A 26794-nucleotide genomic window follows, 5' to 3' on the forward strand; every position below is an offset into this window, starting at 1 on the left:
GCTCATTTATATTATCAGAAGCGATTTGCTTTGTCAACATCTTTTTTTAAGATGATTGATAAAGTTTACTTCCCGTGCCGCTCGTTAGCGACTTGTATTATATTACACGCTTCACTCTTTTTTGTCAATATCTTTTATGAAAAAATACGAAAATTATTTTAAATGATAAATTATAGCAAAGTACTTAAAATATCCTTACTTTATTTTATTATTACACCTAATACATTCTTCATTTCTGCCAATGCATTTTCATGCGCCTTTTTATCAAAGCTAGCAACAGCATCTTTATATACAATAACTCTTTTGTCACGATTACATAACTCTTCGGCAGTAAATAATACACAAATATTTGTACATACACCAACTAATACAACTTCATCTATACCAACTAATTTTTCTTCTAAATTAGTTTGATAAAAAGCACTGTAGCGTTGCTTTAAAATCATATGATCATCTTTACAGGCAAAATTAAGAGACGAAATTACCTCAGCACCAATTGTTCCTGTAACACAATGTTTGGGAAATCGTTTAAATTCTAGATCGTCTTCTCTATGTGAGTCACAAATATAAAAGATTTCTGCACCTTCGGATAAAAATTCTTCTATTATATTCTTTATAACGGGAACAATTTTTTCACCTTCGCTTCCACAGTAAAGTGCGCCAGCAGGGTCAATAAAATCATGTAACATATCAATTACCAAAAGTGCTTTTTTCATATCAAACTCTCCTAATATAATATACTTATATTTTTTTTCTTAAAACAGGAGCTACAACTACAGCAACAATAAATCCGGCAGTAGATGTCATAATGGAACTAGGAATATAACTTATTGCGATTGTTAAACTTCCCGTTACGTACCACCACGCCAATATATATCCGCCTAAAGTCCATATCGCTGCAATAACCATGCCAAGCAAAGCTTTTTTTAACCACCCATCAAAAGTTTTTTGTGGCCATAATCCATGCGCAATTGTTCCGATTAAAAATCCAGCTATCCCTTTTATAAAAAATGACCATAAAGTATACGGTGAAAAACCCATTAGCAAATCAAAAAAGCCTGAACCAATCGCTGCAGCGAACCCAGCATAAATTCCGCCAAATAAAATACCAATTAAAAATACACAGGCAGTTCCTAAATGTACCATTGCATCGGCGCCAAAGGGAACTTTTATTGAAGTCATAATAGCACACATAGCAGCGAGCATTCCTATCTTTACAATATCATTTACCTTTAAAACTCTATTTTTCTCAAATCCCATAGACAATATCCCCCCTAAAAATTCATATACGACTTTATAAGTTTCGTCATAAAATTATATTATCCTACTAAAAAAATTATTTTTCAAGCAAAAAAAGACTAAACAGTCCTAAAAGAGACTATTTAGTCTCCATTTACATTATTTTTTTTTATGATACAATAAAAAACATCATTTGATAAATGCTACTTTTTATTAAACAAAAAGCGAAAATTTACTCATTGATAAATATATTTTTTATTTTTATTTTTAGGAGGAAACATGAAGAAATTATTAGTAGGATTTATTTGCACTTTATTTCTTACAATAAACGTAACAACAGGGGAAGCTGCAAAATTAGAACCAGATGAAACATTAGTTGAACTAGGAGGTTCATTTGATGCAAAAGCTTCAGCTAAAGGCGCTATTCCTGAAGAAGTAGATGGAAAGTCTGGATATAAGCTTTCAATCACGCATGCACTTAATGATAATTTATCTCTACAATATAAACGAAGTGATTTTAAGTCAGAAGAAAAAAATGTGATTGGCATAACTACACACGCTAAAGCAATTTTAAACGATATAAACTTAATTTATAAAGCAAATAATTATATTGATCTTGTATTTGGTTATGAGGATAATGAATTCAGTTATGGTAAAGCAGTATCACCCGCTACAAAATCTACTCTTCATTTTGGTTTAACTGCACATACAGATTTGAATGATAAAACTATGTTATTTGGCACTTACTTAAAAGGAAAAGATGTTTCCTTATCTGAGATAGGCATAAAGTATGATCTTACTAAGAATAGTGTTGTGACAGTATCTTATATCGAACGTGAAGTAAACGATATGGACGTTGATATTGATCTTTATAATCTGCATACAAAAGCAGATTATAAACTATCTGGTTTATCTCTAATGTATGGTCTTAAATTCTAAAAACTATTTATTATAAAAATAACGTTTAATAGTACAGATGTATTATTAAACGTTATTTTTATCTCTATTTACATTTCCTTTCATTATGATACAATAAAACTGTTCATTTTATATACTGCTTTTTCCAGAGTAAATTTATTAATAAACCTACTCACAAACTTTAACACTTTTTAACCTTTACTTTTAGGAGGAATCATGAAAATTTTTATAGCATTTGCTGCTTTAGGGTTATTTATTTTTTCAACCCCTGCGATAACAGAAGCAGTAGAATTACAAAGTAATGAAACGCAGATTGAGGTTGGAGGAGCACTTATTTCCAAAGGTGAAGCAAAAAGTTTTTTATCTGCCGATGCCCATGCAAAATCTGGCTATGAATTAGCAATCACCCACGCTCTTACTGATAAATTATTAGTAAGATATAATTTAGGTAGCTTTCGTTCCGAAGATAAAGAAATGCTTGGTATGGTTTCTTATTCGAAAACTAAACTAAATGATTTTAATTTTATTTATAAAGCAAGCGATAACTTTGATATCATCGCAGGCTATGAAAATAATAAGTTTACTTTTGGACAAGCTGTAGAACCTGCAACAAAGGCATCTTTTCATTTTGGATTTGATATTCATAAAAAATTAAATGATAAAACTCTTTTATATGCGGCTTATATCAAAGGGAGAGATTCTTCCTTATCGAACATTGGAATAAAATACGATTTTACAAAAAATAATATGCTTAGCTTGTCTTATGCTAAACGCAAAATTAATGACGTAGATCTTAATATCAACAATTTTAATATACATACAAAAGCAGATTATACATTATCTGGGCTATTATTAATGTATGGTATGAAAATATAAGAGTGATATTTCTAAGCAACTCTTAGTTAATCATAACTGAAACAAGATACTAGCATAAAATAAAGGTGTTGGGAAAATTCCCAACACCTTTATTTTATGCTAGTATCTTAGCCAAACGCGCTAATTCTGGATCAAGCGTTTTCTTATTATTCACAGCGTCCGTTAAATCTATAGTAACAATCTTTCCCGCATCAAAACCAAAAAGAACATTTGAAATTCCTGCAATTAATGCTGATGCAGCTCTTTCCCCAAGCATGCTTGCTTTTATTCGATCTTCTACTGATGGAGAACCTCCACGTTGAATATGCCCTAGTACAGATACCCGAGTATCAATGCCTGTAACCTCGGCAACTTTCTTTCCAATTTCCACTGCACATCCATATCCCTCTGCTACAACGACAATGCTATAACGTTTTCCTTTATCATAGGATTCCTTTAACTCTTGACAAACTATGTCAAGATTATTTCTTACTTCTGGAACAAGAATTTGCTCTGCACCACCAGCAATTCCAGCAGTCATTGCCAACCAACCAGATTTTCTTCCCATAACTTCAATAATAATAATTCTCCGATGTGCAGATGCTGTATCACGTAATTTGTTAATTGCATCTACGATTGTATTTGCAGCCGTATCTGAACCAATTGTATAATCAGTTCCCCAAACATCATTATCAATCGTTCCCGGCAATCCAACTACAGGCATTCCTAAATCATTCAATAATTTTGCCCCAGTTAAGCTTCCGTCGCCACCAATGACAACTAAACCTTCAATCCCACGTTTTTTCAAAACCTCAAAAGCTTTTTGACGTCCTTCCGGCGTTGTAAACTCACTGCAACGTGCCGTACCAAGAAATGTACCACCACGTTGGATAATATCACCTACAGAACGTGATTCTAATTTTACGATATCGTCTTTGAGCAGCCCTTTATATCCGTTATTTATGCCCCAAACTTCAGCACCTTGGTGTAATGCCGTTCTAACAACAGCTCTAGCCGCTGCATTCATTCCTGGGCTATCCCCACCACTTGTCATTACTGCAATACTTTTTAACATATCTATTCCACCTTCTCTAAATTGCTACTCTCCTCAAATATCTATTTATACTCACTCTTACATTCTAAATAAATATTTTCCAATTGTAAAGTAAACAAAATAGTAATCTATGTTTTGTTCTAGCAGATATAACTATATATTATGAGTGTTTAAAAATTAAAGCTTCTCGTTCTTGTTTGACTTGCAAAGCACCATTTAATATCGTTCCAAGTGGAGTTGAATCATTACTGCCTCGTGCCGAACTAAAGACAGCTTCCAATTGTTCCGTTTCTACATTATACAAAATATCTTCAACTGCGATATAAAAGTCATTATATCGTTTTTGCATTTGCTTGCTTTCTACATTCGTCAGCACTAACCATTTACATCCAGCATTTTTTGCTTTTTTAATTTCCTCGTTTAATGTTCCCCTTTTTTCCGTATTTATGATAAATCCATGTTCACTCCAACGATGCACATCTTCTAATATCTCTTTCACATATTTTTTATCTTCTATAGTAACATGATCTAAGTTAAGAGTTGGCGCAGAAATATATACCATTTCTTTTCCTTGCTTTTCATTAACAAATTCAGCATCACTTGCAAGCGAACTATTCTTCAATTTTTCTTTCTTGTCATAATAAATTCGCATTGCAGAATCCAAATAAACTGCAATTTCATGTTTAAAATTTTTCAAAGTATGATGACGTCTCCATACGATTTTATCACCAAACTGCGTATATCCACCAGAAATCCCTTGCAAAGCACCTTGTACAGGATCTCCACTTAAAACAATACGCCTTAAATTAATTCTACTTCCATAACTATCTGCAAAAACTTTATTTCCAACAGCCGGGGCTCCAAAAGAAACTACTTCTATTTGCTTAGGATTTACTCCCATACTAATTAATCTAGCTGCTTGCAAAGTTGCTGCTGCTCCACCCAAACTATGACCTGTCAAGTAGATCTTTCTATTACTATCCTCTTTTAAAATGCGCGCTAAATAAACTCCATAAGTTTCTCCAGTATCATCTTGACCATAAAAAGCTGCATTTGCATACTTATTAAAACCACTATGTACCATAGGGTCTTGACTAGTCAATTTGTCACGTTTTGCAAATTCAACAAATTCTTCCGGAGTCGTTCCCCCAAAAAATACTTTATGAAAGTTGAGGTCTAGCATAACATCCTTATGGCTTTCTGTCCCCGTAATTGCAACAATATATAAGTCATGTTCCGGGCTATTATCTTGACCTTTTACAGTAATAAATTTGGCCTCTGTTCCATCAACATTATCCTTGAAGGGCGAAACATCCCAACCAAGCTCAGATAATTCATAACGCGCAAAACGTCCATTGTAATCACCGTACGTAGCCATGCAGACAACTGCATTAATATAATCGAGCTTTGCCTGCTCATATTCTTCAATAGCTTCAGCAAACACAGTTAAAGGTTTTAAAAAAATAAATATCCACAATATAAATCCTAGAATAAGCTTTGTCATTTTAAGCCCTCCTAAATTTAATATTATTATATATAAATTGTAAATATATTTCTATGGAAAGAATCACCTCATTGTTAGTGGATTAATAGGGCTAGAATTTATCAATATCCCATTTATCAATCAGCTTCCCGCTTTGCGATAATACTTTTACTGTAAACTTCTTTTCATTTACACTTATCATTGAGTATGTAGGTTCATCTAGTGGATTTAAAAACGTACTATTCCATTCTTTCTTTATTACTGTTTGGTATACCTTCGTTCCGCTTCTTCCCGTTGTTGCGTAAATAACTCCATCATCTGTTAAAAGCCCCGCCCTCATTGCTGGTGTTCTAGCACAAACATGATCATGTGCGGTAAAAACTACATCCACATTAAATTCTTCAAAAATAGGCACAAATTTTATCGTTTGATCAAAACCTCTATCCGCACGATTATGATAAGGTGCTCGATGCATAAATACTACTTTCCATTTTTTATCGGTTTCTGCTAAATCCTTTTTTATCCATTCTATTTGTCTTTCTAATGAATCTGGAACAAAACTTCGTTCTTCGCCAAACTGTGTATCTAATACAACAAAATGTACATTCGCATAATCAAAAGAATAAACCTGCTCTTTCAATTTTTCTGGCCCATTTTGAGGTAAAACAAACTGAGAAGTAAAATATTTCGGCATAGAAAAAATACCTTTTTGCGGTGTATACGTTTCATGATTTCCCACTACCGGTACAATTGGCAAATGTATCATGATATCCTTCCCATTCAAAAACCAATTTTCCCATTCACTTATACGCTGTCCATTGTCAACCAAATCTCCTACATTTACAAAAAATTCTGCATTAGGATTTTGCGTATAAGCAGCTTTCAAAGTCTCTCCCCAAACTTTGTAATTATAACTTTGCGAATCACCAAAAACCAAAAAATCACAAGAATCTAAATTTTTTCCCATTTTAAAATTTGCTTCTTTTATCGTGATATCGCCATCAACAATCCGATAAAAATACTCTTTATTCGATTTTAACCCCTGTAAAGTAACATGATATACATGACTTACTCCCGTTTCATCGGGAAAAGGCTCAACATCAGCCATAACTTTTTTCGGGAAATCGGCAGGTAAACCTATTTCACCATATTCTACACGGATATTCGGGTTAAATTCATGCATTTGCCAAGTAATCGTCTGCGTCGATTTAGTATCTTCACTCCAGGTAAGGTGAAGTGCTCTGATATCCGCTTGGGCAAAAACACTAGAATTGAGATTCACTAAAAGTAAAGTTAAAAAAATTAAAACCATTTTTTTCATAAAATCACCACACTTATTTATATTATACATGATTTTCATTGCGAAAAAATAGCAAAAAACTGTTATAGAGTAAAGTTGGGCTGAAAAATCCGATAACACCCAAATCTAAATCTATAACAGTTTCTATAGCTACTTCGCTAATTGCTTTCTTTGTACTTTCACTAATCGAATGATTAATGCGACCGCTCCAGCAACAATTCCCGCAATTAAACCAACCCAATATCCATACGGACCAACGCCAAGATAGTTAGCAAATGCATACCCAACTGGTAAACCAATAATCCAATAAGAAATGACAGCTAAAATCAGCGTTATTTTTACATCTTTATATCCACGTAAAGCACCTTGTAGCGGTGCACTTATTGCATCCGAAAATTGTAAAACTATCACATAAAGTAAAAATATCTGTATCATTTGATATACAGCCTCATCCTTTGTATATAAGGCTGCAATTTCACCTTTAAAATTCGCTAAAATCAAGGTAAGCGAGCCAGAAAATAAAATGGATAAAGCAACGCCCAAATAACTATATTTCTTCGCATCTTTGTAGCGCTTTGCACCTACTTCATAGCCAACCATAATCGTAAGTGCCATACTAATACTGAGTGGAATCATATATACCATTGTTGAAAAATTCATTGCAGCTTGATGCGCTGCAATTACCGTTGTTCCATAAGCTGCCATAAATAAGGCAACCGCTCCAAAGATACTTTGCTCACAAAACATAGCAAATCCAATGGGAATACCAATAGATAATAACTGCCGCCAAGCGGCAAAGTCAGGTTTTCCAAAAAACCGAAAGATATCGTATTGCGAAAAAGGTTTGACATGTTTAATTACTAACAAGTTAATAAATAAAACAAACCAATACGTTATTGCAGTACCAACACCTGCACCAATTCCTCCCAAAGCAGGAAACCCCATTTTCCCAAAAATAAATAAATAATTCATACAAATATTGATAGGAACAGCACATACGGTAACAACCATCGTCACCCTTGTATACCCAAGCGCATCAACAAAGTTTCTAAAGACCGCAGCAATTAAGATCGGAGAAATCCCAAAAGCACAAGCAAGTAAAAAACCTTTTGCAACAATTTTAACTTTAGCTTCTAAATTCATAACATTAAGCAATGGATCAATAACTATAAATCCAAGAATAATCAAACAAATGGCTATGACAATCGCTAAGTAAATTCCCTGCACAATGATAAAAGGAAGCTCCTCTTTTTTATTTGCGCCATACAATTGCGAAATCGTTGGCGTTAATCCCGAAAGAACCCCTAATATACTACCAAATACAGGCATGAATATATTTACTGCAATCGCAACACCAGCTAAATCATATTCACTTACATTTCCCGCCATTACAGTGTCAAAAAAACCAGTTGACATTAAAGTAATTTGTGTAATAAAAATTGGAAGTAAAACAATCATAAATTGTTTTACTTTTTCTTTATAAGAATATGTTTGTCTCAACTACCCACCCCAAAATCGGTTCGGTTTATTTGCTTATTGCAAACAACATTTTTTATACTTTTTCCCACTGCCACATGGACATGGATCATTGCGTCCAACGGAAGCCTTTGCCGGGACAAATCTCATCCCATCAGCTTTCGTTTCCACAATACGATAATTTTCTACACAATCGAGCGGCACAGTGCCAAGTTCTTTTATACTATAACCTTTTAACCGCCACAGCCCAATTGTATTCTTCATCTCAACAAAAACTTTTAATAATTCTTCCGTGACTAATTTCGTCGGCACTTTTAATGCCACTTGAAAATAACTAAGCATTTCATTCATATCATCTCCATTTTGGAGCATAATACACAGTTCATCTGCAATATCATTTGCCTCTTTAAAATCCAGCTCAAAATTCACCTGCATAAGTGCAATTAATTGTTGATAGGCATTATTTTCTGAAACATAATCTACTGCACCAGCTTTAAAAGTTTCATCATAAGAAAACTCTTTGTAGGTTAAATTTGCATTTTTCTCACGCTCATATTCAAGTGCATCTTCATCAAGCACACCATAATGAATCATTCCAGCTTCAGAAATTAAAATATTTTCTTGCCAGCAACTTGCATTAATTAAGATACCCATAAACTTTTTAAAATCAAATTCAGCTATTTTTGCAATTTTTTGTACACGCTCAAATAAAATATCATAGGTTAAAAATCCATATTGTGTTAACAATCCCGAGACCAAACGAACAACTTCTTCATTCGCTTTCACGCGACTTAAGAATTCAGTATCTAGCTGGTTCCACACTTTTAATATTTCATCAGACATATACCAAACGTTTTCCCCTTTAATGCGTCCAGTATGCAAAATTCCCAAGCTGCGAATATAATCTAATCTCGTATCTTCCATATCTATGTTGGCGCTAGCACCACCATTTTTCGCAATATCCGATAAAATATCATATTGACTTGATATGATATTCTCAAACCAGCTAGTAGAAAAATCAAGAATTGGATTTACAAGAGCTTGTGCCATTTCTTGTTTCTTCAATTTACTAATTCCATGCACACATAAATTTACACGAATATCATCTAATTCATTTTTCATTAGTAAAGTTAAAGCATCTACCAGTTTTCTTTTTTCATCTACGTTATTTTTCCAAAAAGCCTTTTCGCGCTCTTTCATTTGTCTTGCTATCTCAGCATTCAATTCTTCAAGTGAATTTGCATTTTCCAGTTTTTCTTGATCTAACATCAACATACCTCACTTTATTTATCTTATGACTAACGTGGTCTAATCACCACCTATTAGGGAGCAGAAAGACACCGTAAGTCCCTGGATTACTCATCTGCCTTCAGTGGAGTTAAAACTCCCTCCGAGACAGCCTCATTTATCATAAGAAAAATATTTATTTAAGCCGTCAAAAATTCCTTTTGCAGCCTTTCTAACACCATCAGATGATTTTAACAAACGTTCTTCATTTGGATTTGATATAAATGCCACCTCCGCTAAAGTCGCTGGCATCGTTGTATATTTAACTACATAAAAATTGCAATCACGAGTCTTACGATCTTGTGTATTCAGTTGATTAATTAGCCCTTCGCGAACAAATCTTCCCAAGCGCTCGTCACCATTGGTTTTTTGATAAATATAAGTTGATGTTCCTTGTGCCTCTTGATTCACAAAAGCATCCATATGTATGCTAACAAAAACAGTAGCATTTGCCTTATTCGCAATATCTACCCGCGCTTGTAACTCTTCTCTCGCCGAAGCATTTGGACGGGCAACATCCACATCTGTCGTACGCGTCATTACGACTTTTGCCCCTTCAGCTTCAAGCATTTTCTTCAACTCTAAACCGACAGCTAAAGTAACTTCTTTTTCAGTTATACCAGTAGGTCCAATTGCTCCGCCATCACTTCCGCCATGCCCCGGATCCACAGCAATAATCTTATCTTTTAATCCCGGTTTATCAAATAGTTGTATCGTACGCATTTTCACCTCTGGTAAAGGTGTGCTAATCGTTTCCTCTTGCGGAGTTTTACCAACTTCCTCTTGTGCTAAATCACCAAAATCCATGACAATGCGAGGCATTTTGTCATTTGCTGAATCCGCTTTTAAAGAAAACACTCTATAGCGGTCTTTGCTGACATTTGCCTCAACAACAATCCTTACTGTTGTCGGATCGAATTGACTGGCTCTTACCTTGCCCACTAACCCACTATTTACCGGAGTAGCTTTACTTACATTAGGACTTAGCCATGCCCCTTTAATATCAATTGCAATTCTCGTTGGATTTGATAAGACAAATGTGCGGTATTCTACTTCCTTTGTCGTATCCAACACTACCCTAACTTTACTGTCACCATTGGTATATACCCGCACTCCATCAACTTTAGCAAGCCCACTAACTCTATCTTTAAAATCAGCAGCATAAGATATTGTGGTAAAACTAAGTAACGAATATATCATCACCATACACATAATCATAAATCTACGCATTCTATTTTCCTCCCAAAAAGGTCTGTCCTTTATTATAGGATTTTTCGCTATAAAAATGCAATACCTTCTACTAATATTCCTAAATATTACACCATAAAATTACAAACATTTATTAAATTTACGGTGACAAAATTGCTTTTATTGTTTATTTTCTGTATACTTAATGATGTATTTTACTGAAAAATTCAAATCAATTGGGGGATTAGTATGATTAAACATATTTTGTTTGATTTAGATGGAACTTTAATTCATTTTGATCATCATTTATTCATGGAAAACTATTTAAATTTACTTGGACGTAAATTCGCTAGTATTACAGATCCAAAAATCTTTGCCAATCATGTTTTAACGGCAACAGGACATATGTTAAAAAACATTGAACATACAAAAACAAATGCCGATGTTTTCTGGCAATATATTGATCAAAATGTTGACATATCGCGTACAACACTAAACCCATTAATCGATGAATTTTACCAAAACGATTTTAATGAACTAAAAAAAATGGTCACCGTACCAAAAATCTTACCAATTTTGAATAACCTCATTGAAAAGGCTATCCCGGTTTCCCTTGCAACGAATCCTGTTTTTCCTTTAATTGCTGTAAAGTCACGTCTGCAATGGGGAGGTCTGGATCATATTCCATTCCAACGTATTACACACTATGAAAATAGTCATTTCTGCAAGCCTCAGCTCGCTTACTATCAAGAAATTCTTGATGCAATTGACTTGAGCCCAGAAAATGTTCTAATGATCGGTAATGATGTTCATGAAGATTTAGTTGCCGGAGAACTCGGAATAAAAACCTATCTGTTAACTGATTTTATCATCAATAAAGATAATCGTCCAATCAAATCCAACTATATTGGAACAGTAGATCAACTGGCAAAAGATTTGCCAAAAATATTAGCATAAAAAAGACCAATTCATATGTATTTTCACCCTCTACGAATTCCCGTCTCATAATTCAAGAATTAACCATCGGATGAAATCTCAAAAAACCCTATCAAATTATCCACTTTATTCAGCATATATCTATGGATAAATTGATAGGGTTTCGTTATCTAAAAAATTCCTTCTATATATTTATAGAAGGAATTTTTTAGATCTATTAAGGTTTTACACTTGCTTTAAATTCTTGTTTGCCATTTTTCATTTCAATTACAACCGCATTCTTCACTGCATCATGTGTTGCATTCAATGTTGTATCACCAGAAATTGCTGCAAAATCTTTTGTTTCAGTCAAAGCTGCTTGGATTTTTGCTGGTTCAGTACTGTTTGCACGAGTAATTGCATCAATTAATACTCTCGCCGCGTCATAACCAAGTACCGCAAGCGCATCTGGTTTTTGACCATATTCTTTTGTATAAGCTTCAACGAATGCTTTAGACTTTTCATCATCGGAATCAACAGAATAGTGATTTGTAAAGAATGTATTATTTAAAGCATCTGCACCTGCGATTTCTCCTAATTTAGGAGAATCCCAGCCATCTCCGCCCATGATTACGCATTTAAGGTCAATTTCACGCGCTTGTTTTACAATTTTACCTACTTCTTCATAATATCCAGGAACATAAATGATTTCAGGGTTTAACGCTTTGATTTTCGTTAAAATTGTTTTAAAATCTTGGTCTTTTTGTAAATAAGCTTCTTCACCTAAAATTTGGCCATTTTTTGCTGTGAAAGCTTTCTTGAAGAAATCTGCTAAACCTTTACTATAATCACTGCTGTTATCTACAAGAATAACCGCTTTTGTTAATTTTAAATTATCAGTAGCAAAGTTTGCCGCTACAGTTCCTTGGAATGGATCGATGAAACACACACGGAAAACATAATCAAATACTTTACCACTTTTCTCATCTACCGTAACTTTCGGATTTGTCGCACCAGCTGCTAAATAAGGAACCTTTGCCGCTTCAGCAACACTTGCTGCTGCAATTGCATTAGAACTTGAAAAAGTACCTGTTACTGCAACTACTTTATCTTGATTGATTAATTTTGTAATCGCATTTGCAGCTTCTGCTGGTTCGGATTTATTATCTGCTACTACAGCCTCAATTTGTTTTCCAAGTACACCACCATTGGCATTAATTTCCTTAAATGCTAATTTTGCACCATTCGCTGCTGATGTACCAAGCGTAGCATTACCACCTGTCATTTCATTTAATAAACCAATTTTTATTGTGTTGGAATCACTTCCACCACAGCCAGTTAACCCAACAGCCAACATGCAGATCATCATCATAACCGCTAATAATTTCATCTTGTTATTCTTCATAAAACTTCTCCCCTTCTTACTATCTTAAAACTTTTCTCCCACCTACATCGCGTCAAAAGAAGGGCATTGTCTAGCTAAAAAGAAAAGAGCCAAACCATAATGATTTGACTCTAAAAAGCATAAACAAATACTAGGCAAAACTATAACATAACCAACAAGAATTGTTATAGCCTGTCTCTGTCCTTTTGCCTGAGAGATTTGCAGACTTCTTACTTAACGTCTGTTTTCACCTTCGGCGTCCCACTTAAGGGCCCTCTCCAGAGTCACGTCCATCTACGGTTTATACGATAACTCGATGCCTGAGAGCGTTACTCCTTCGGCGGGCCTTGTGGCCACTCTTCCGTAGACTTCATCCGAAATACATATGTAATTGTGTGGAATACTTCAATGAACATTATTATAATGCAAGTTTTCAATTATAGCAATAGGTATTAATAAAAAAATGAACTATTTTTACAAAATAGTTCATTTTTCGCTGTTTTTTATTTCAAAATCCAAGAAATTTATCGTTTTTACAGCATACTCTTTAAAAAAGCTTGTGTGCGCACTTGTTGCGGATTGGAAAAAAACTCTTCTGGACTGCCTTGTTCAATAATATCTCCATCTGCCATAAAAATTACATGGCTAGCCACTTCACGGGCAAACGCCATTTCATGCGTTACGATAATCATCGTCATCTTTTCTTCCGCAAGTTGTCGCATCGTTTTTAAAACTTCTCCAGTCAGTTCTGGATCAAGTGCAGAAGTCGGTTCATCAAACAGCATGATATCTGGACTCATCGCCAAAGCCCTAGCGATCGCAACCCGTTGCTTTTGTCCACCAGATAACCTGGATGGATAACTATCCCTTTTTTCACTTAGACCTACTTTTTCTAGTAAGTTTTCCGCAACAGGAATAATTTCTTGAAGTTTCATTCCTTTTACATGCACTGGTGCTTCAATCAAATTTTCCATTACCGTCATATGAGGAAACAAATTAAATTGTTGAAATACCATGCCCATTTTCGCACAAATCTGACGCGCTTTCTTTTCCTCTACATATTTTCCATCTTCAGCAAGTAAATCGCCTTCTACTTCAATATACCCTTTATCAATTGTCTCCAAGCGATTAAGACATCTAAGCAAAGTACTTTTCCCCGAACCTGATGGTCCAATAATTGCAACAACTTGCCCGCGTTTTACTTCCAAATCAATGCCCTTTAGTACATTTAAGTTATGAAAACTTTTATGGATGTTTCTCATCCGAATCATACATTCACTCATGCTATTTCCTCTTTCTATTCATCATATTTGGCATATCTAGATTCTAACTTTTTAAATCCCCAAGTTAATACAAAAGTCATCGCCAAATAAAACGCTCCAGCAATTGCAAACGGCATCATATCAAATTCACGCTGTACAATTGTTCTCGCGGCTCTCAATAAATCATTCATTGCTAAAACATATACTAAAGAAGTATCCTTGACCAAAGTAATCGTTTCATTACTGATTGGAGGTAATACGCGTTTAATCATCTGCGGGATAATAATACGACGCATCGTTTGTACATAAGTCATCCCCAAAGTTTTTGCCGCTTCATACTGTCCACGTTCAATCGACTGAATTCCAGCGCGAAAGATTTCAGCAAAATAAGCACCATAATTTAACGTAAACGCCAAAAGTGCCGATCCGAAATCCGGTAATTTTATCCCAAAAGACGGCAATGCAAAATAGACAAATAATAATTGTAACATAAGCGGCGTACCACGCATTAGCCAAATATAAACTTCCACGATAAAGCTAAGCGAGCGACAATTTGATATCCTTGCCAGCGCTAATAATAGCCCTAGCGGTAACGATAATGCCAAAGTAATGACAAAAATTTGTAGAGTAACTGTTAACCCATCTAGTAAAGGTGGTATCATTGTCAAGATTTTTTCCATTTATTTTCTCCTTATTCTTACTCAGTAAACGCACATAAGACCAATGGTATTTTCACCATCGGTCTTATGACAACCTTCAATTCTTCATCCGAAATTATTTTGTTATATCTTTGCCAAACCATTTCGTTGAAATTTTTGCAGTCGTACCATCTTTTTTCATTTCATCAAGAACTTTTTGAACTTCAGCTTGTAAATTTGTATCATCCTTACGGAAACCAATGCCAAAGTCTCCAACAGGACCTACCGGAGCTTCTAAAGCCACAAACTTATCTGGGCTTTTACCCATATAGTAACGACCAACAATTTCATCTGTAATAATCGCGTCTACACGTCCAGCTTCCATATCCATCATTGCAGCAATACAATCAGGATATTTTTTCACTTCTTTGATTGAAGCTTGTAAATTTGTATCAGCTTCAAAATTTTCTTCAGCGGTGCTTGCACTTTGCATACCAATTACTTTGCCTTTTAAATCAGCTTCTCCTTGAATAGGAGAACCTTTTGGTACAAAAATTAATTGTTTACATTCCATATAAGGTTCACTAAAGAGCATATTTTCTTTACGTTTTTCAGTAATATTTAACCCATTCCAAAGTACGTCAATACGTCCACTGCTAAGTTCAGCTTCTTTACTGCTCCAATCAATTGGCTTGAACTCAACTTCACGACCAAGTCTTTTCGCAGCTTCATTTGCTAAATCAATATCAAAACCAACAATTTTATCATTTTCATCTTTAAATCCCATTGGTGGGAAGTTATCATCTAAACCAACCACGATTTTTTTCTTGCTGGCATCTTCCTTCTTCACGTCATTTCCACCGCAACCAGCAACTAAAGCACCAACCATCATAACGAGCATGAATAAGGCAATTATCTTTTTCATTAAAAATCCTCCACCCAAAATCTTATAATTTAATTACAAATACGATTATACTTTAGTTCGTTAAAATATGAAACCTTTAAAACATTACACTTAATCAGCAAAAAATAAAATTACATTCTCCATTCTCTCTCAATCTCAAAAATTCGTATTTTTTTATATTTCTTCATTTCCTACAAATCTTTCTTTGAATTTACTAAACTAGTAATAATCTTCCCAATAATTTCTACACCACGCCAAATCGCTTCAGGAGAAACTGTAGCAAAACTAATGCGAATATAACGATCAACCGCTTGACGTGGGAAAAATGGAGTACCCTCCGTCAACAATACTTCTTTCGTTCTAGCAGTTTCTACAACAGCTTTTGCAGAAATCCCCTCTGGCAAAGTAAGCCAAATGGATAATCCCCCTTGAGGCCTTTGGTATACAACATCACTCGGAATAAATCGTTCTATCGCATCCAAAGTCATCTTAAATCGATCTAAATAAAGTTTGCGAATCGTCTCAATATGCTCTAACCATATTCCTTTTCGTAAGTATAAATCAAACGCACGCTGTGTAAGCCCCGAAGTTGATATATCCGAATTATGCTTGATTGCTAAGAGACGATTCACCAACTTTGCAGGTATCGTTAAAAATGCAAGCCGAAGTCCCGGCATAAAAATTTTCGAAAAGCTTTTTAAATAAATCACCCGATCATCACGATCAATAGCTTTTAATGGCGCCATAGGCCTCTTGCTATAAGTAAGTTCACTAATATAATCATCCTCTAAAATAATCGTATTATAATACCGAGCGAGTCCCATCAATCGATTACGTTTCACCGTAGAATAAGAATACCCCGTTGGATTTTGAATATTCGGCATTACATAAATTAACTTGGGACGAAAAGTTCTCAGTTTTTCTTCTAATTCTTCGATTTTCATTCCATCCTCTTGCATACTGATTTCGATAATCTTAGCACCCCGTGAACGAAATGCCGCAATCGCCCCTGAATAGGTCGGATTTTCCACAAAGACATAATCGCCATAATCAAGTAATGCTTTTGCAACGATATCAATTCCTTGCTGCGCACCAGAAATAATCTGTACATTGCTAGGCCTAGCCTCAACGCCACGTTCTTTTAAGTAGACGGATATTGATTCGCGAAGCGGATAAAACCCTTGACTTTCCTGATAACTAAATGCATAGCCCCGATCACGATCCAGCACTTCATTGATTACCCTTTTAAAGGATTCTACAGAAATTAACTCGGGGTTAAGCGCAATGCTTGCAAGGTTGATATAAGATTCGTCCATTGTAGGCGTAAGCATGGATATCGCATCAAACTCATCATCTTTTTCACTCTTTTCATCTGCTTCTGCTGCTTTTAATTCGGCAACATAACTTCCACTTCCGCCCCGAGAAAATATATAACCATTCTGTTCTAGCAGCTTATACGTATTCATCACCGTTCCCGCATTAATCGTTAAAAACGCAGCAAACTTACGGACAGGCGGTAACAAATATCCATGACTCAATTTTCCTCCAATAATAAGTTCACGAATCGCATCATATAGCTGTACATATAATGGAATTTTCTTCGTCTTATCTAATTGTATTGAGATAAAATTAACAAATTGTTCATTTTGCCCTGTCATCACAAACCCCTTCTACAAAAATTAAAATATTTAATAAAAATCGTATCAGTACGCTTTTCATTGTAACATACTCCAGATGTAAACACGAGTCACTCCAAAATAAACCAATCAAGCTAAAAAAATCCTGTTAACCACTACTTGGGTTAGCAGGATTTTTTAATGCTCAACCATTTTTTTCATTTTTCAACTCTCGCCGTTTTACTTTAAGAACTTCCTCACTTAAACTATACCAAATTTGCTGAAATAGCTCATTATATCGTAATGAAGTTCGTATTTTCGAAATATCACGTGGCCGCTTTAAATCAATATCGACGATCTCTTTCATCGTTCCAGGATGAGCAGTCATAATCATAATACGGTCACTCACACATAACGCTTCGTCAATACTATGGGTGATAAATATTGTCGTCTTCTTCATTCGGCTCCAAATATCGAGTAATTCTTGCTGAAGGATAATACGGTTTTGCTCATCTAATGCACCAAAAGGTTCATCCATCAATAAGATTGCTGGATCATTTGCAAAAGCTCTCGCTACACTCACCCTTTGTTTCATTCCGCCCGATAATTGACAAGGATATGCTTTTGCAAACTTTGTTAATCCAATCATATCAATGTAATAAGCAGCAACCTCTTCCCGTTCTTTCCTTGGCACATTACGCATTTTTAATCCATAAGCAACATTATCTAATACAGTGAGCCAGGGAAAAATAGATTGCTCCTGAAATACTACTGATGTTAACGGTTTGCTACGGTCACGTAAATTTATATTGATTGACCCTGTCGTTGCCTTTTCTAGCCCTGCCAAGATTCTAAGCAACGTCGTTTTCCCACAACCACTCGGTCCAACGATAGAAAAAAACTCGCCTTCTTTTATTTGTACATTCACATCTTCTATAGCTGTAACTTTGCCTTGTGCTGTCTGGAACACCCTGCCTACGTGATCAATCTTAATGTATTCCTTATCTTGATTCATCGAAAAACCTCCATTCAAGATTGCTGTTTCCACGGCAATGCTAAACATTCCAGCCAATCTAAAATAATTGAGAATATATACCCAAGTACAGATAGCATCATCAATGCTACAAACATCCTCTCGATATCAAACATGTCATAAGCTCGCCAAATCATCCAACCTACACCAGCTTGCGCCGCTGACAGCTCTGCAGCGACAATTAAAATTAACGCCATTCCCATCCCTAATTTTAGTCCGGCAAAAATCATCGGCAACGCTCCTGGCAATGCTACTGTCAAATAGAAGTTTTTCTTACTTGCGCCAAAACTTTTGGCAACATCTAAATAAATTTTTTCAATATTTAATACGCCAGTTAATGTGTTAATAACTACTAAGTAAAACACACCAATTGCAATTGTAAATATTTTTGAAGTTTCTCCAAGTCCAAAAATCAATAAAATCAAAGGCATCAATGCCAGTTTTGGAATTGGATACGTCGCGTTAATCATTGGTTCTAATGCGCACCTAACGATAGGGGATAATCCCATCGCAATACCTAAAACGATTCCTGGAATAGCCCCAGCGACAAACCCAAATAATATCCTCTGTACACTAATCATCGTATGATAAAGTAATTCTCCTGAAAAAAGTAACGGTAAAAAAGCTTTTAATATAAGATACGGACTAGAAAACAGGCGAATATCAATCAATCTGCACTGCGCTAGCGCTTCCCATATAACAAGTAGTGTAACAGGCGACAATATAGAAATGACACGAAGCACGCTTAGGTTATTTGATTGTATTTTCATCTGTTTACCTCACCAACTTTAAAGTTATTTCTCCCTTAAGAAAAACGAATCATTTTATTTATATTCTCCTAATTGCGTTAATGCATAATTAACAAAATTATTATCTAATGTTTCATCTAGCTCAATCGATTGCTTAAGTAAATCATTTTTCTTATACCAATCTAAGTCTAACGCTACTCCATTTGCTTTCACATAACCATTTGGATTAATACCTGTTGGAAACATCGTTTTATATAGATCAGCATTTTTAACTACAGAATATTTGCAAAGTAAATCAATCATTTCATCTTTATTTATCCCTTTAAAAAAAGCATCATTATAATCGCGTACTGATTTTATATAAGCAGTCATAAAACGATTCGCCACATCTTTATTTTGCGTTAAACTTTTTCCAAAGACTAAGATTGCTGTTTGCGCCTGAGGATCATATTCTACTGGATCTTTCCATGGAGATAATAAACCTTTATTCATTCCTTGTGTCACAAAAGGTTCGATCAACATTGCCGCATCAATACTTTGATTACCAAAGGAAACTAATATATCAGCAAATGAACGAATTACCTGTACATCTACATCAGCTAATGTCATATTGCCCTTTGCCAAAACTCTGTCTAAAGAAATTTCATCTAAAGAGGCAGTTCCTACAATTGCAATTTTTTTACCTTTAAGATCGCTATAATTTTTAATTGTATTTTCTAAATCTTTACGAACTACCAATCGATAGTACCCTTGATCTGCAACATTATTCCCCTTATCTGCTACAATCTTTATTGGAATATCCCTTGACATCGCATTAAATAAACCTGCCGATGAAACAGTGGCACCAACATCTAGTTGTCCTGCCGCCAGTTGATTGATCATTTCTTGCCCAGTATTAAACTGAACTGGTTCAATTTTAATTCCCAGAGCTTCGTAATAACCTCTTGCCATCCCAATTAAAATGCCAGCATCCGAAGTCACCTGCTTCATACCAACTGTTACGGTGACTGGCTCACTTAATGGTTTTAAATTCGGCGCCCAAACAGGTGCAGTTTGTTTTTGGTCAGCAGTTATGTTTGTTCCGCAGCCAGTGAAGAAAAATACCATTATCACTGCTAAACTAATAACCTTACATAATTTACCCAATTTCATAAGCACTTCCTCCATTGATATATTACTGCTACATACTATTCATTAAATGATATTTCGGTTCTAGGAATTGCTATAGATGCAACTTAGAATAAAAATAATCACTGACTTTACTTTACATAAATAGATTATTGTATCTTCATTATCATATTTCTTGTTCTCTTTAACTAATTTATTAATTTTGTATCGATACAAAATTAATAAATTATAATAATTTACTTGCTATAGCAAAATTATTCTGCTAGAATTAGAAAAATTTCGTACGAAAGCGCAGAAATCGTATTAGTACAATTTTTATTTTAATCTATTACAGTGAAGAATGTGAGGTATTTCCATGGAAAACAGATATCAATTAAACAAAAATTTAGCTCAAATGCTTAAAGGCGGCGTCATTATGGACGTAACCAATGTTGAGCAAGCAAAAATCGCCGAAGCAGCCGGTGCTGTCGCTGTCATGGCACTTGAACGCGTACCTGCGGATATTCGTAAAGAAGGCGGCGTCGCTAGAATGTCCGATCCAAAAATGATTCGCGAAATCAAGGCAGCTGTTTCTATTCCTGTTATGGCAAAAGCAAGAATTGGTCATTTTGTTGAGGCACAAATTCTAGAAGCTATCGGTATTGATTACATAGATGAAAGTGAAGTATTAACACCTGCTGATGATGTAAACCACATCGATAAATCCGCATTTAAAATTCCATTTGTTTGCGGTGCACGAAACCTTGGTGAAGCGTTACGCCGTATTGGTGAAGGTGCATCCATGATTCGTACAAAAGGTGAAGCTGGTACAGGGAATGTTGTCGAAGCAGTTCGCCATATGCGCACAATGGTAAACGATATGCGTCGCGTACAAATGGCATCCGAAACTGAATTAATGACCATTGCAAAAGAATTCGGCGCCCCTTTTGATTTAATCCAATACGTACATGAGTACGGTAAATTACCAGTCGTGAATTTTGCAGCGGGCGGAATCGCAACACCAGCGGATGCAGCTCTAATGATGCAGCTTGGCGTTGACGGTGTATTCGTAGGTTCTGGTATCTTTAAATCCGGCGATCCAGTAAAACGCGCCAAAGCAATCGTAGAAGCAACAACTTTCTATAATGATCCTGTCAAATTAGCTGAAATCTCCGAAGATTTAGGCGAAGCAATGGTTGGCATTGAAATTGATACATTAGATAAAAATGAACGCCTCGCTAGCAGAGGTTGGTAAAATGAAACGTATTGGTATACTTGCTCTCCAAGGTGCAGTAGCTGAGCATATGCATGCATTATCTAAATTGCAAAATATAACTACTTTAGCAGTCAAAACAATAGATGAAATTAAAGAAGTGGATGGATTAATCTTACCCGGTGGCGAATCTACTGCTATGGGGAAATTACTCAATTATTTTCAAATGCTTGAACCCTTAAAGAATCTAATCAATCAAGGGCTCCCCGTTTGGGGAACTTGCGCCGGAATGATTTTGCTGGCTAAAGAAATTTCCGCCCAAGAAACAAGCTATTTACAAGCAATGGACACTGTGGTAAAAAGAAATGGCTACGGCAGCCAGCTAGACAGCTTTCAAACCACTGCATCCATTCCAGAAATATCAACAGCTCCAATTCCACTTACCTTTATCCGAGCACCTTATATCGAATCAGCAAAAGAAAATGTAAAGGTACTCGCGAAAGTCGATAACAAAATTGTAGCTGCCCAGCAAAACCATATGCTAGCGACTGCATTTCATCCCGAACTAACAAACGATTTATCCTTCCATCGCTATTTCGTTGAAAAGGTTGTATAAAAGTTAAGTACATCACAAAATAAAAATTCCCATATAAGTCAGATTCACAATTGATACGTTTCATATCATTGTATCCGGCTTATATGGGAATTTATTTTATGTACTGTGGTATGATTAAAAGGCTTTATCTGGGTTGATGTTTACTTTGTTATTGACTGCATTAAATTCTGCACTTCATTTAGTTTTTTTATTGTCTTTCGTGTCCATTAAACCGAGAAGGCTGCAATATCTTTGCCTACGATTACTTCGCTGGCTTTGCGGCGAAGCCTTATTGATTAAGATTGGCTTGTTTGGGTTTTCCGAGAAAATCTGACTCCGCTGCTTGCCAAGCTGTTTGAAAAAATCAGAGGAAATAGGGTTCTATCTCCTCTGATTTTTTATTTAGCTATTAAGTTTGAGACAGAGATTACCGTCACCTTTGTATCCTTATTATCTCTCCTAATTATCATCTAAATTAAATATCTATAATATTTGAGCAAATTTTAATTCTTCTATTTCGTCTTTCAATAAATTTTTAAATAAAACTCCTGCAAAAAATCCGTCATTACTAAACAACAATACATTATTTTCATCTAAATTCAAAAATTTATGAATTTCTATACTGGATATAATCAGACATAAATTTAATCCATCAAAAAAAGCATTCACATCTCCTTCATTAAAAATTTGATATTTGGTTTGATTAAAATTGCCTATATTAAATTTAGGGAATCCATTTTTTTCACTTTTTACTTTTATTACTTTATCAATTTTTTTTATTTTCTCATCTTGGAAAAAAAATTTAATATAACTAATTGAAGCATCCTCTTTATTTATAGCAATATCAAAAGGAGGTTTTTTACCATTTTCCAATAACCAATGAAAAGGATATCCATCTCTAGGGTAAACCTCCATTTTTACTAATAATAATTTTTTTCCCATAGACTCAAAATTACGATAAATTTTCTTATTTTTACTATCATAATATACATCCATCAATTCTAAATTCATCTAAAATACTCCTTATTTCATTAACGCATGATAAATTACTCCCGTTTCTGTATTTATTCCCAGTTCCCTACACTTATAAAATACCTTCCTACTGGCGAACTAGCTAACTGCACCATTGCCTCTTCTACTGATGCATTAAAGCTTGATAACATAGCCTGACTTCTAATTCCTGTGGACCAACTTTGGTTACCAAATCTAGTAATGTATTCTCCCATATGTTCTGTTGCATTGGAATTCACCCAAAGAATACGCTGTCCATTCTGTATTTGAAAAGTAGCAGGAATAGCTGTTCCTGATATATTGGCAGCGGTAGGAGTTATTTTATCCCAAACACTTCCTGTAGCAGCTATACTCGAACCAGCCTTTACCCAACTTCCATTATATTTATACAGAACAGCTCCACCAACAACTACAGATATTGCGCCAGTAGCTACTATCGTGGAATAATCAACCGTAGGAAGATTTTCTAAAAATGAGTTTTGAAAGTTAGAACTTGCTTCTAATTCTTGTGCTTGATTAGATATACTTTCTAATAATTTTGAATTGATTGGGTCTGTCCAATCAATCAAATTAGGATTAATCCCCATGGAATTGAATATTTGATCTTGTGCTTCATCAATTCTATCCCAATAAGCTACTTTTTCCCAATCTTCTTCGTCTATAGCTTTTTGTCGTTCTTCCTTTTGCCAATGAGACAACCAATTATTTCTTACTTCACTAACCGCCACACCTGCACCAGTTTGAGCATTTCCTCCGACTACTTTTGCGGCGGCTGCTCCTACGATGGCTGTCGCCCATTGGAGTACTGCTGGGTCTTTTATGTTTTTCAGTTCGTTCATTACTAGTTGGGTAAGTCCTGCACTAGCTGCGCCATCGGCAAATTTTCCTCCGCCTACTTTGGACATGATTCCGCCTAGTACCATATCTAGTGCTGCTTTTTCTGGACTTCCTTCTTTCAGTCCTAAGTCTCCTGCTGCTTTAAATGCGACTTCTCCAAATAGCTGTGCGAGTTCTTGTTGCTCTTGTACAGTTTTCTTATCGAAGATTTTATCTAATGCATTTAATGCATTTTGAGTATCTCTGCTTAGTCCACTTAAATTTTGCTGTGGATTGCTTCTGATTTCGATTGTTCCATCTGCTATTGCAGATTTTGTTGTAGATTCTGCTTCTCCACTTGATGATGTTCCGATTACTGGTGTTAGTCCCTGATTTTTATAGTTAGGATCATCTTTATCGTATTTTCTGCTATCATATGGAAAAATCAGAGGAAATAGAGTTCTATCTCCTCTGATTTTTTATTTAGCTATTAAGTTTTAGACAAAGAGTACCGTCATCTAGTCTAAAATGATATCATCTCAAATATATCATTTTAATTATAGATCCCCATATAGTCCTTGTAGTATAAACATATATATTAGTTGTGTTATTTTTATTTATTTTAATATGCAATTTATATCCATTTTTTTCTCCACTAATAAAATCATTGTCATAATTAAAATTATCCCAACCACAGACTTGGGCTTTATGTAAATAAAAGTCTATATTTTTATTTGCATAAAATTTACAAAATATAATATTATCTCCTCCTAAAATAGATATTTTATCCATATTAAGAATTTTACTTTCTTGAGGAATACCTAGAGCATGTAACTCAGATATAAGGAAAACTTCATCTTTTTCTGTAAATTTATTATTATATAAATTTATTATATTGCTGAAATATAGATAGCCAAATAATAAAATTATCCCCAAACAAAAATATTTTATATATTTTTGTTTCAAAATATCGCCTCATTTCTTATTTTTTTCATAAATACCAATAGGTCTATTAGCAACAATATCAAGTAAAAATATTTCTCCTTCATCCTCCTGCAAACTAACTTCTATTGAATTATTATTTTTTTTCAATAAATATTTATTGTTCTTTTTTATTTCTTCATATTCTTCAAATGCTATATTACTTTTTAAATAATTTATTTCTTCATCAAAGCTACCTCTTTTTTTATAATATATTTTTATTGAATAAACACCCCCTAGCCTATTTATAATCTTTGCTTTTATAATGTCATTCTGCTTAGGCAAAGAAATTTCATAAAAAATATTTATTGTTTCATTTAATGCTCTTTGCTTTAACGCTTCTTCATCATAAGTTTCTTTTACCATCAATAAAATCATCACCGTTATAACTAAATAAAACAATCGTTGTATCCAACTAAGACGATTCCACACTAAATTTTTAAAATACGATCCTAAACTCATGAATTTACTACCTCTTCTTTTGAGCCTAAATATTTCGTCCATGAAATACCAATGCCAGCTTCTATATTTGATGTAACCCCCTCAATAACAAACGCATATCCATCTAAGTTATAAGATTTACTAATAGTTCCAAATACAGAGACCGTCCCGCCTGCAGACAATCCTTTCATCTGCTCAATAATGATATTTTGATCAGTAACGATGTTTCCTTTTGGATCTTCTAAATATCCCCTTCCCGCAGTTACACCTACTGGAAATCAAGATGCACTCATATCAATACTGCCAGAAGAAAACGTCGGTTCCCCTTCCACATTAAATATAATTGCATAATCGCTATATCCTAAACTTAGTCCACCACCTACAGCTGTCACATCACAATACCCTTTTTCAAGCCTTGAGACATCAATATCCGCTAAAGATCTTCTCATTTCAGGTACATACTCCCATAAAAGATTATTTTTCGTTGCACTTGCTGCAACGCTTCCACCTGTTTGCGCATTTCCATGAGTAAGTTTAGCGACTGTTTTTCCTAGGATATAGCTTGCCCATTGCATTAGTGCAGGGTCACCTAATTTAGCAATTTCATTTATAAAAATTTCATTTACAGCACCAGATATAGCACCACTTTTAAAGTCACTCCCACCTAGTTTTGCACTAGTTCCTGCCACAGCCGCATGAAGAATAGCTTTATATACACTTCCATCATCCCATCCCAATTCTTTACTGATCCTATGTATCTCATTATTGGCAATTTCGCCAAATAACTTAGCTAATTCTTGTTGTTCCGCTACTGTTTTTCTATCAAAAATTTTTTCTAATGCATTTAGTGAATTTTGAGTATCTCTACTTAGCCCAGTTAAATCTTGGTCTGGATTGCTTCTGACTTCTATCGTTCCATCTGCTATTGCGGATTTTGTTGTGGAATCTGCTTCCCCACTTGAAGTTACTCCTATATTTGGCGTAATTCCTTTGTCTTTAGCTTTTGCATTTGGTCTCGTATCTACATTAATTCCACTACTACTTGAACTATATTCTGCCTTATTTTCTATATCAGAATATGTAAGCGTATCCGTGCTAAGTTTATTTTTACTCGCATCGGCTTCACTTGCAATGACTGCACCTTTTAAATCGGTATTTTTACCAACTTTGATATTGAAACCACCTTTGCCTGCATAGATGCCGGCTTGGTCGGTTACGCTTTCGTAGTTGGAGTTGGTTTTTCCTTTATTTGCACCGCCTGTGATTCCTGCATTTTGGTAAGTAGCGGACAAATCTTTTGCATGGGATACATCTGTACTAAAGTTAAAT

General features: G+C 34.9%; 26 protein-coding genes, 1 pseudogene and 1 riboswitch. Of the genes and pseudogenes, 5 read left to right on the top strand and 22 right to left on the bottom strand.

Annotated elements, in window-relative coordinates:
- Window positions 1-200 precede the first annotated feature (200 nt).
- Both ACWZFG_RS05895 and ACWZFG_RS05900 read right to left on the bottom strand, forming a co-directional pair.
- Window positions 201-716 carry a cysteine hydrolase family protein gene (locus ACWZFG_RS05895; protein ID WP_418626546.1) on the bottom strand — a complete coding sequence of 172 codons (516 nt, stop codon included), beginning with the start codon at window positions 714-716 and terminating at the stop codon, window positions 201-203.
- 25 nt (window positions 717-741) lie between these two features.
- On the bottom strand, window positions 742-1260 hold the full coding sequence (locus tag ACWZFG_RS05900) for an ECF transporter S component (RefSeq protein ID WP_418626547.1): 519 nt from the start codon (window positions 1258-1260) through the stop codon (window positions 742-744).
- A gap of 258 nt (window positions 1261-1518) precedes the next feature.
- Here ACWZFG_RS05900 and ACWZFG_RS05905 point away from each other — a divergent pair, with 258 nt between their 5' ends.
- Together ACWZFG_RS05905 and ACWZFG_RS05910 are read left to right on the top strand one after the other, a co-directional pair.
- Window positions 1519-2178: a hypothetical protein gene (locus ACWZFG_RS05905; protein WP_418626548.1), complete on the top strand. Its 660-nt coding sequence runs from the start codon at window positions 1519-1521 to the stop codon at window positions 2176-2178.
- A 195-nt stretch (window positions 2179-2373) separates the two neighbouring features.
- Entirely contained in the window at window positions 2374-3033 is a 660-nt protein-coding gene (locus ACWZFG_RS05910) for a hypothetical protein (protein ID WP_418626549.1), read from the top strand.
- Between the two features lie 94 nt (window positions 3034-3127).
- Here ACWZFG_RS05910 and pfkA read toward each other — a convergent pair whose 3' ends face one another.
- From pfkA to ACWZFG_RS05940, 6 genes are all read right to left on the bottom strand, one after another.
- Window positions 3128-4087, bottom strand: a complete 960-nt coding sequence (gene pfkA, locus ACWZFG_RS05915; RefSeq protein WP_418626550.1) for a 6-phosphofructokinase — start codon at window positions 4085-4087, stop codon at window positions 3128-3130.
- 139 nt (window positions 4088-4226) lie between these two features.
- The gene (locus ACWZFG_RS05920) at window positions 4227-5570 is read right to left on the bottom strand and encodes a lipase family protein (RefSeq protein WP_418626551.1); all 1344 of its coding nucleotides are present in this window, start codon (window positions 5568-5570) and stop codon (window positions 4227-4229) included.
- Window positions 5571-5661: 91 nt separating this feature from the next.
- Window positions 5662-6870, bottom strand: a complete 1209-nt coding sequence (locus ACWZFG_RS05925) for a metallophosphoesterase (protein WP_418626552.1) — start codon at window positions 6868-6870, stop codon at window positions 5662-5664.
- A 129-nt stretch (window positions 6871-6999) separates the two neighbouring features.
- Window positions 7000-8349, bottom strand: coding sequence for an MATE family efflux transporter (locus ACWZFG_RS05930; protein ID WP_455577237.1), 1350 nt, complete (start codon window positions 8347-8349; stop codon window positions 7000-7002).
- Window positions 8350-8382: 33 nt separating this feature from the next.
- Window positions 8383-9594: a YecA family protein gene (locus ACWZFG_RS05935; RefSeq protein WP_418626554.1), complete on the bottom strand. Its 1212-nt coding sequence runs from the start codon at window positions 9592-9594 to the stop codon at window positions 8383-8385.
- Window positions 9595-9726: 132 nt separating this feature from the next.
- Complete coding sequence (locus tag ACWZFG_RS05940) at window positions 9727-10842, bottom strand: N-acetylmuramoyl-L-alanine amidase (RefSeq protein WP_147670815.1); 1116 nt, start codon at window positions 10840-10842, stop codon at window positions 9727-9729.
- Between the two features lie 207 nt (window positions 10843-11049).
- On the opposite strand from ACWZFG_RS05940, the gene ACWZFG_RS05945 reads away from it, so the two are divergent.
- On the top strand, window positions 11050-11757 hold the full coding sequence (locus ACWZFG_RS05945) for an HAD family hydrolase (protein ID WP_455577238.1): 708 nt from the start codon (window positions 11050-11052) through the stop codon (window positions 11755-11757).
- A gap of 196 nt (window positions 11758-11953) precedes the next feature.
- On the opposite strand, the gene ACWZFG_RS05950 is transcribed toward ACWZFG_RS05945, so the two are convergent.
- The 8 genes from ACWZFG_RS05950 to ACWZFG_RS05985 form a co-directional block, all read right to left on the bottom strand.
- Entirely contained in the window at window positions 11954-13120 is a 1167-nt protein-coding gene (locus tag ACWZFG_RS05950) for an ABC transporter substrate-binding protein (protein ID WP_418626556.1), read from the bottom strand.
- 167 nt (window positions 13121-13287) lie between these two features.
- A riboswitch (glycine riboswitch) is annotated at window positions 13288-13391 on the bottom strand.
- A gap of 241 nt (window positions 13392-13632) precedes the next feature.
- Window positions 13633-14382: an amino acid ABC transporter ATP-binding protein gene (locus tag ACWZFG_RS05955; protein ID WP_418626557.1), complete on the bottom strand. Its 750-nt coding sequence runs from the start codon at window positions 14380-14382 to the stop codon at window positions 13633-13635.
- A gap of 14 nt (window positions 14383-14396) precedes the next feature.
- Window positions 14397-15041 carry an amino acid ABC transporter permease gene (locus ACWZFG_RS05960; protein ID WP_418626558.1) on the bottom strand — a complete coding sequence of 215 codons (645 nt, stop codon included), beginning with the start codon at window positions 15039-15041 and terminating at the stop codon, window positions 14397-14399.
- Between the two features lie 94 nt (window positions 15042-15135).
- Window positions 15136-15924: an amino acid ABC transporter substrate-binding protein gene (locus tag ACWZFG_RS05965; protein WP_455577239.1), complete on the bottom strand. Its 789-nt coding sequence runs from the start codon at window positions 15922-15924 to the stop codon at window positions 15136-15138.
- A gap of 170 nt (window positions 15925-16094) precedes the next feature.
- A complete protein-coding gene (gene pdxR, locus ACWZFG_RS05970) occupies window positions 16095-17561 on the bottom strand; it encodes a MocR-like pyridoxine biosynthesis transcription factor PdxR (protein WP_418627511.1) in 1467 nt (488 codons plus the stop codon).
- Between the two features lie 163 nt (window positions 17562-17724).
- Window positions 17725-18534, bottom strand: coding sequence for an ABC transporter ATP-binding protein (locus tag ACWZFG_RS05975; RefSeq protein ID WP_455577240.1), 810 nt, complete (start codon window positions 18532-18534; stop codon window positions 17725-17727).
- Window positions 18535-18548: 14 nt separating this feature from the next.
- Window positions 18549-19322: an ABC transporter permease gene (locus tag ACWZFG_RS05980; RefSeq protein WP_418627513.1), complete on the bottom strand. Its 774-nt coding sequence runs from the start codon at window positions 19320-19322 to the stop codon at window positions 18549-18551.
- Between the two features lie 54 nt (window positions 19323-19376).
- Window positions 19377-20453, bottom strand: coding sequence for an ABC transporter substrate-binding protein (locus tag ACWZFG_RS05985; RefSeq protein WP_418627514.1), 1077 nt, complete (start codon window positions 20451-20453; stop codon window positions 19377-19379).
- Window positions 20454-20784: 331 nt separating this feature from the next.
- On the opposite strand from ACWZFG_RS05985, the gene pdxS reads away from it, so the two are divergent.
- Window positions 20785-21663: a pyridoxal 5'-phosphate synthase lyase subunit PdxS gene (gene pdxS / locus ACWZFG_RS05990; RefSeq protein ID WP_455577241.1), complete on the top strand. Its 879-nt coding sequence runs from the start codon at window positions 20785-20787 to the stop codon at window positions 21661-21663.
- Between the two features lies 1 nt (window position 21664).
- Window positions 21665-22237 (top strand): pyridoxal 5'-phosphate synthase glutaminase subunit PdxT, encoded by a 573-nt coding sequence (gene pdxT / locus ACWZFG_RS05995; RefSeq protein ID WP_418627267.1) that lies wholly within the window; start codon window positions 21665-21667, stop codon window positions 22235-22237.
- A gap of 462 nt (window positions 22238-22699) precedes the next feature.
- Here pdxT and ACWZFG_RS06000 read toward each other — a convergent pair whose 3' ends face one another.
- The 6 genes and pseudogenes from ACWZFG_RS06000 to ACWZFG_RS06025 all read right to left on the bottom strand — a co-directional run.
- On the bottom strand, window positions 22700-23227 hold the full coding sequence (locus ACWZFG_RS06000; protein ID WP_455577242.1) for a hypothetical protein: 528 nt from the start codon (window positions 23225-23227) through the stop codon (window positions 22700-22702).
- A 53-nt stretch (window positions 23228-23280) separates the two neighbouring features.
- Entirely contained in the window at window positions 23281-24132 is an 852-nt protein-coding gene (locus ACWZFG_RS06005) for a hypothetical protein (protein ID WP_455577243.1), read from the bottom strand.
- Between the two features lie 445 nt (window positions 24133-24577).
- Window positions 24578-25009: a hypothetical protein gene (locus ACWZFG_RS06010; RefSeq protein WP_455577244.1), complete on the bottom strand. Its 432-nt coding sequence runs from the start codon at window positions 25007-25009 to the stop codon at window positions 24578-24580.
- A 9-nt stretch (window positions 25010-25018) separates the two neighbouring features.
- Window positions 25019-25486 carry a hypothetical protein gene (locus ACWZFG_RS06015; protein ID WP_455577245.1) on the bottom strand — a complete coding sequence of 156 codons (468 nt, stop codon included), beginning with the start codon at window positions 25484-25486 and terminating at the stop codon, window positions 25019-25021.
- Complete coding sequence (locus ACWZFG_RS06020; RefSeq protein WP_455577246.1) at window positions 25483-25656, bottom strand: hypothetical protein; 174 nt, start codon at window positions 25654-25656, stop codon at window positions 25483-25485. The genes ACWZFG_RS06015 and ACWZFG_RS06020 overlap by 4 nt, the downstream gene beginning before the upstream one ends.
- A gap of 87 nt (window positions 25657-25743) precedes the next feature.
- Window positions 25744-26794, bottom strand: a pseudogene (locus ACWZFG_RS06025) (hypothetical protein); the annotation flags it as partial.

Source organism: Anaerosinus sp. (genome assembly GCF_965318445.1).

Bases quoted from the DNA above. Each gene is read 5' to 3' on its own strand.
- ACWZFG_RS05895 (WP_418626546.1), bottom strand. From the start codon at position 716: ATGAAAAAAGCACTTTTGGTAATTGATATGTTACATGATTTTATTGAC.
- ACWZFG_RS05900 (WP_418626547.1), bottom strand. From the start codon at position 1,260: ATGGGATTTGAGAAAAATAGAGTTTTAAAGGTAAATGATATTGTAAAG.
- ACWZFG_RS05905 (WP_418626548.1), top strand. From the start codon at position 1,519: ATGAAGAAATTATTAGTAGGATTTATTTGCACTTTATTTCTTACAATA.
- ACWZFG_RS05910 (WP_418626549.1), top strand. From the start codon at position 2,374: ATGAAAATTTTTATAGCATTTGCTGCTTTAGGGTTATTTATTTTTTCA.
- pfkA (WP_418626550.1), bottom strand. From the start codon at position 4,087: ATGTTAAAAAGTATTGCAGTAATGACAAGTGGTGGGGATAGCCCAGGA.
- ACWZFG_RS05920 (WP_418626551.1), bottom strand. From the start codon at position 5,570: ATGACAAAGCTTATTCTAGGATTTATATTGTGGATATTTATTTTTTTA.
- ACWZFG_RS05925 (WP_418626552.1), bottom strand. From the start codon at position 6,870: ATGAAAAAAATGGTTTTAATTTTTTTAACTTTACTTTTAGTGAATCTC.
- ACWZFG_RS05935 (WP_418626554.1), bottom strand. From the start codon at position 9,594: ATGTTAGATCAAGAAAAACTGGAAAATGCAAATTCACTTGAAGAATTG.
- ACWZFG_RS05940 (WP_147670815.1), bottom strand. From the start codon at position 10,842: ATGCGTAGATTTATGATTATGTGTATGGTGATGATATATTCGTTACTT.
- ACWZFG_RS05945 (WP_455577238.1), top strand. From the start codon at position 11,050: ATGATTAAACATATTTTGTTTGATTTAGATGGAACTTTAATTCATTTT.
- ACWZFG_RS05950 (WP_418626556.1), bottom strand. From the start codon at position 13,120: ATGAAGAATAACAAGATGAAATTATTAGCGGTTATGATGATGATCTGC.
- ACWZFG_RS05955 (WP_418626557.1), bottom strand. From the start codon at position 14,382: ATGAGTGAATGTATGATTCGGATGAGAAACATCCATAAAAGTTTTCAT.
- ACWZFG_RS05960 (WP_418626558.1), bottom strand. From the start codon at position 15,041: ATGGAAAAAATCTTGACAATGATACCACCTTTACTAGATGGGTTAACA.
- ACWZFG_RS05965 (WP_455577239.1), bottom strand. From the start codon at position 15,924: ATGAAAAAGATAATTGCCTTATTCATGCTCGTTATGATGGTTGGTGCT.
- pdxR (WP_418627511.1), bottom strand. From the start codon at position 17,561: ATGACAGGGCAAAATGAACAATTTGTTAATTTTATCTCAATACAATTA.
- ACWZFG_RS05975 (WP_455577240.1), bottom strand. From the start codon at position 18,534: ATGAATCAAGATAAGGAATACATTAAGATTGATCACGTAGGCAGGGTG.
- ACWZFG_RS05980 (WP_418627513.1), bottom strand. From the start codon at position 19,322: ATGAAAATACAATCAAATAACCTAAGCGTGCTTCGTGTCATTTCTATA.
- ACWZFG_RS05985 (WP_418627514.1), bottom strand. From the start codon at position 20,453: ATGAAATTGGGTAAATTATGTAAGGTTATTAGTTTAGCAGTGATAATG.
- pdxS (WP_455577241.1), top strand. From the start codon at position 20,785: ATGGAAAACAGATATCAATTAAACAAAAATTTAGCTCAAATGCTTAAA.
- pdxT (WP_418627267.1), top strand. From the start codon at position 21,665: ATGAAACGTATTGGTATACTTGCTCTCCAAGGTGCAGTAGCTGAGCAT.
- ACWZFG_RS06000 (WP_455577242.1), bottom strand. From the start codon at position 23,227: ATGAATTTAGAATTGATGGATGTATATTATGATAGTAAAAATAAGAAA.
- ACWZFG_RS06005 (WP_455577243.1), bottom strand. From the start codon at position 24,132: ATGTCCAAAGTAGGCGGAGGAAAATTTGCCGATGGCGCAGCTAGTGCA.
- ACWZFG_RS06015 (WP_455577245.1), bottom strand. From the start codon at position 25,486: ATGAGTTTAGGATCGTATTTTAAAAATTTAGTGTGGAATCGTCTTAGT.
- ACWZFG_RS06020 (WP_455577246.1), bottom strand. From the start codon at position 25,656: ATGAAAGGATTGTCTGCAGGCGGGACGGTCTCTGTATTTGGAACTATT.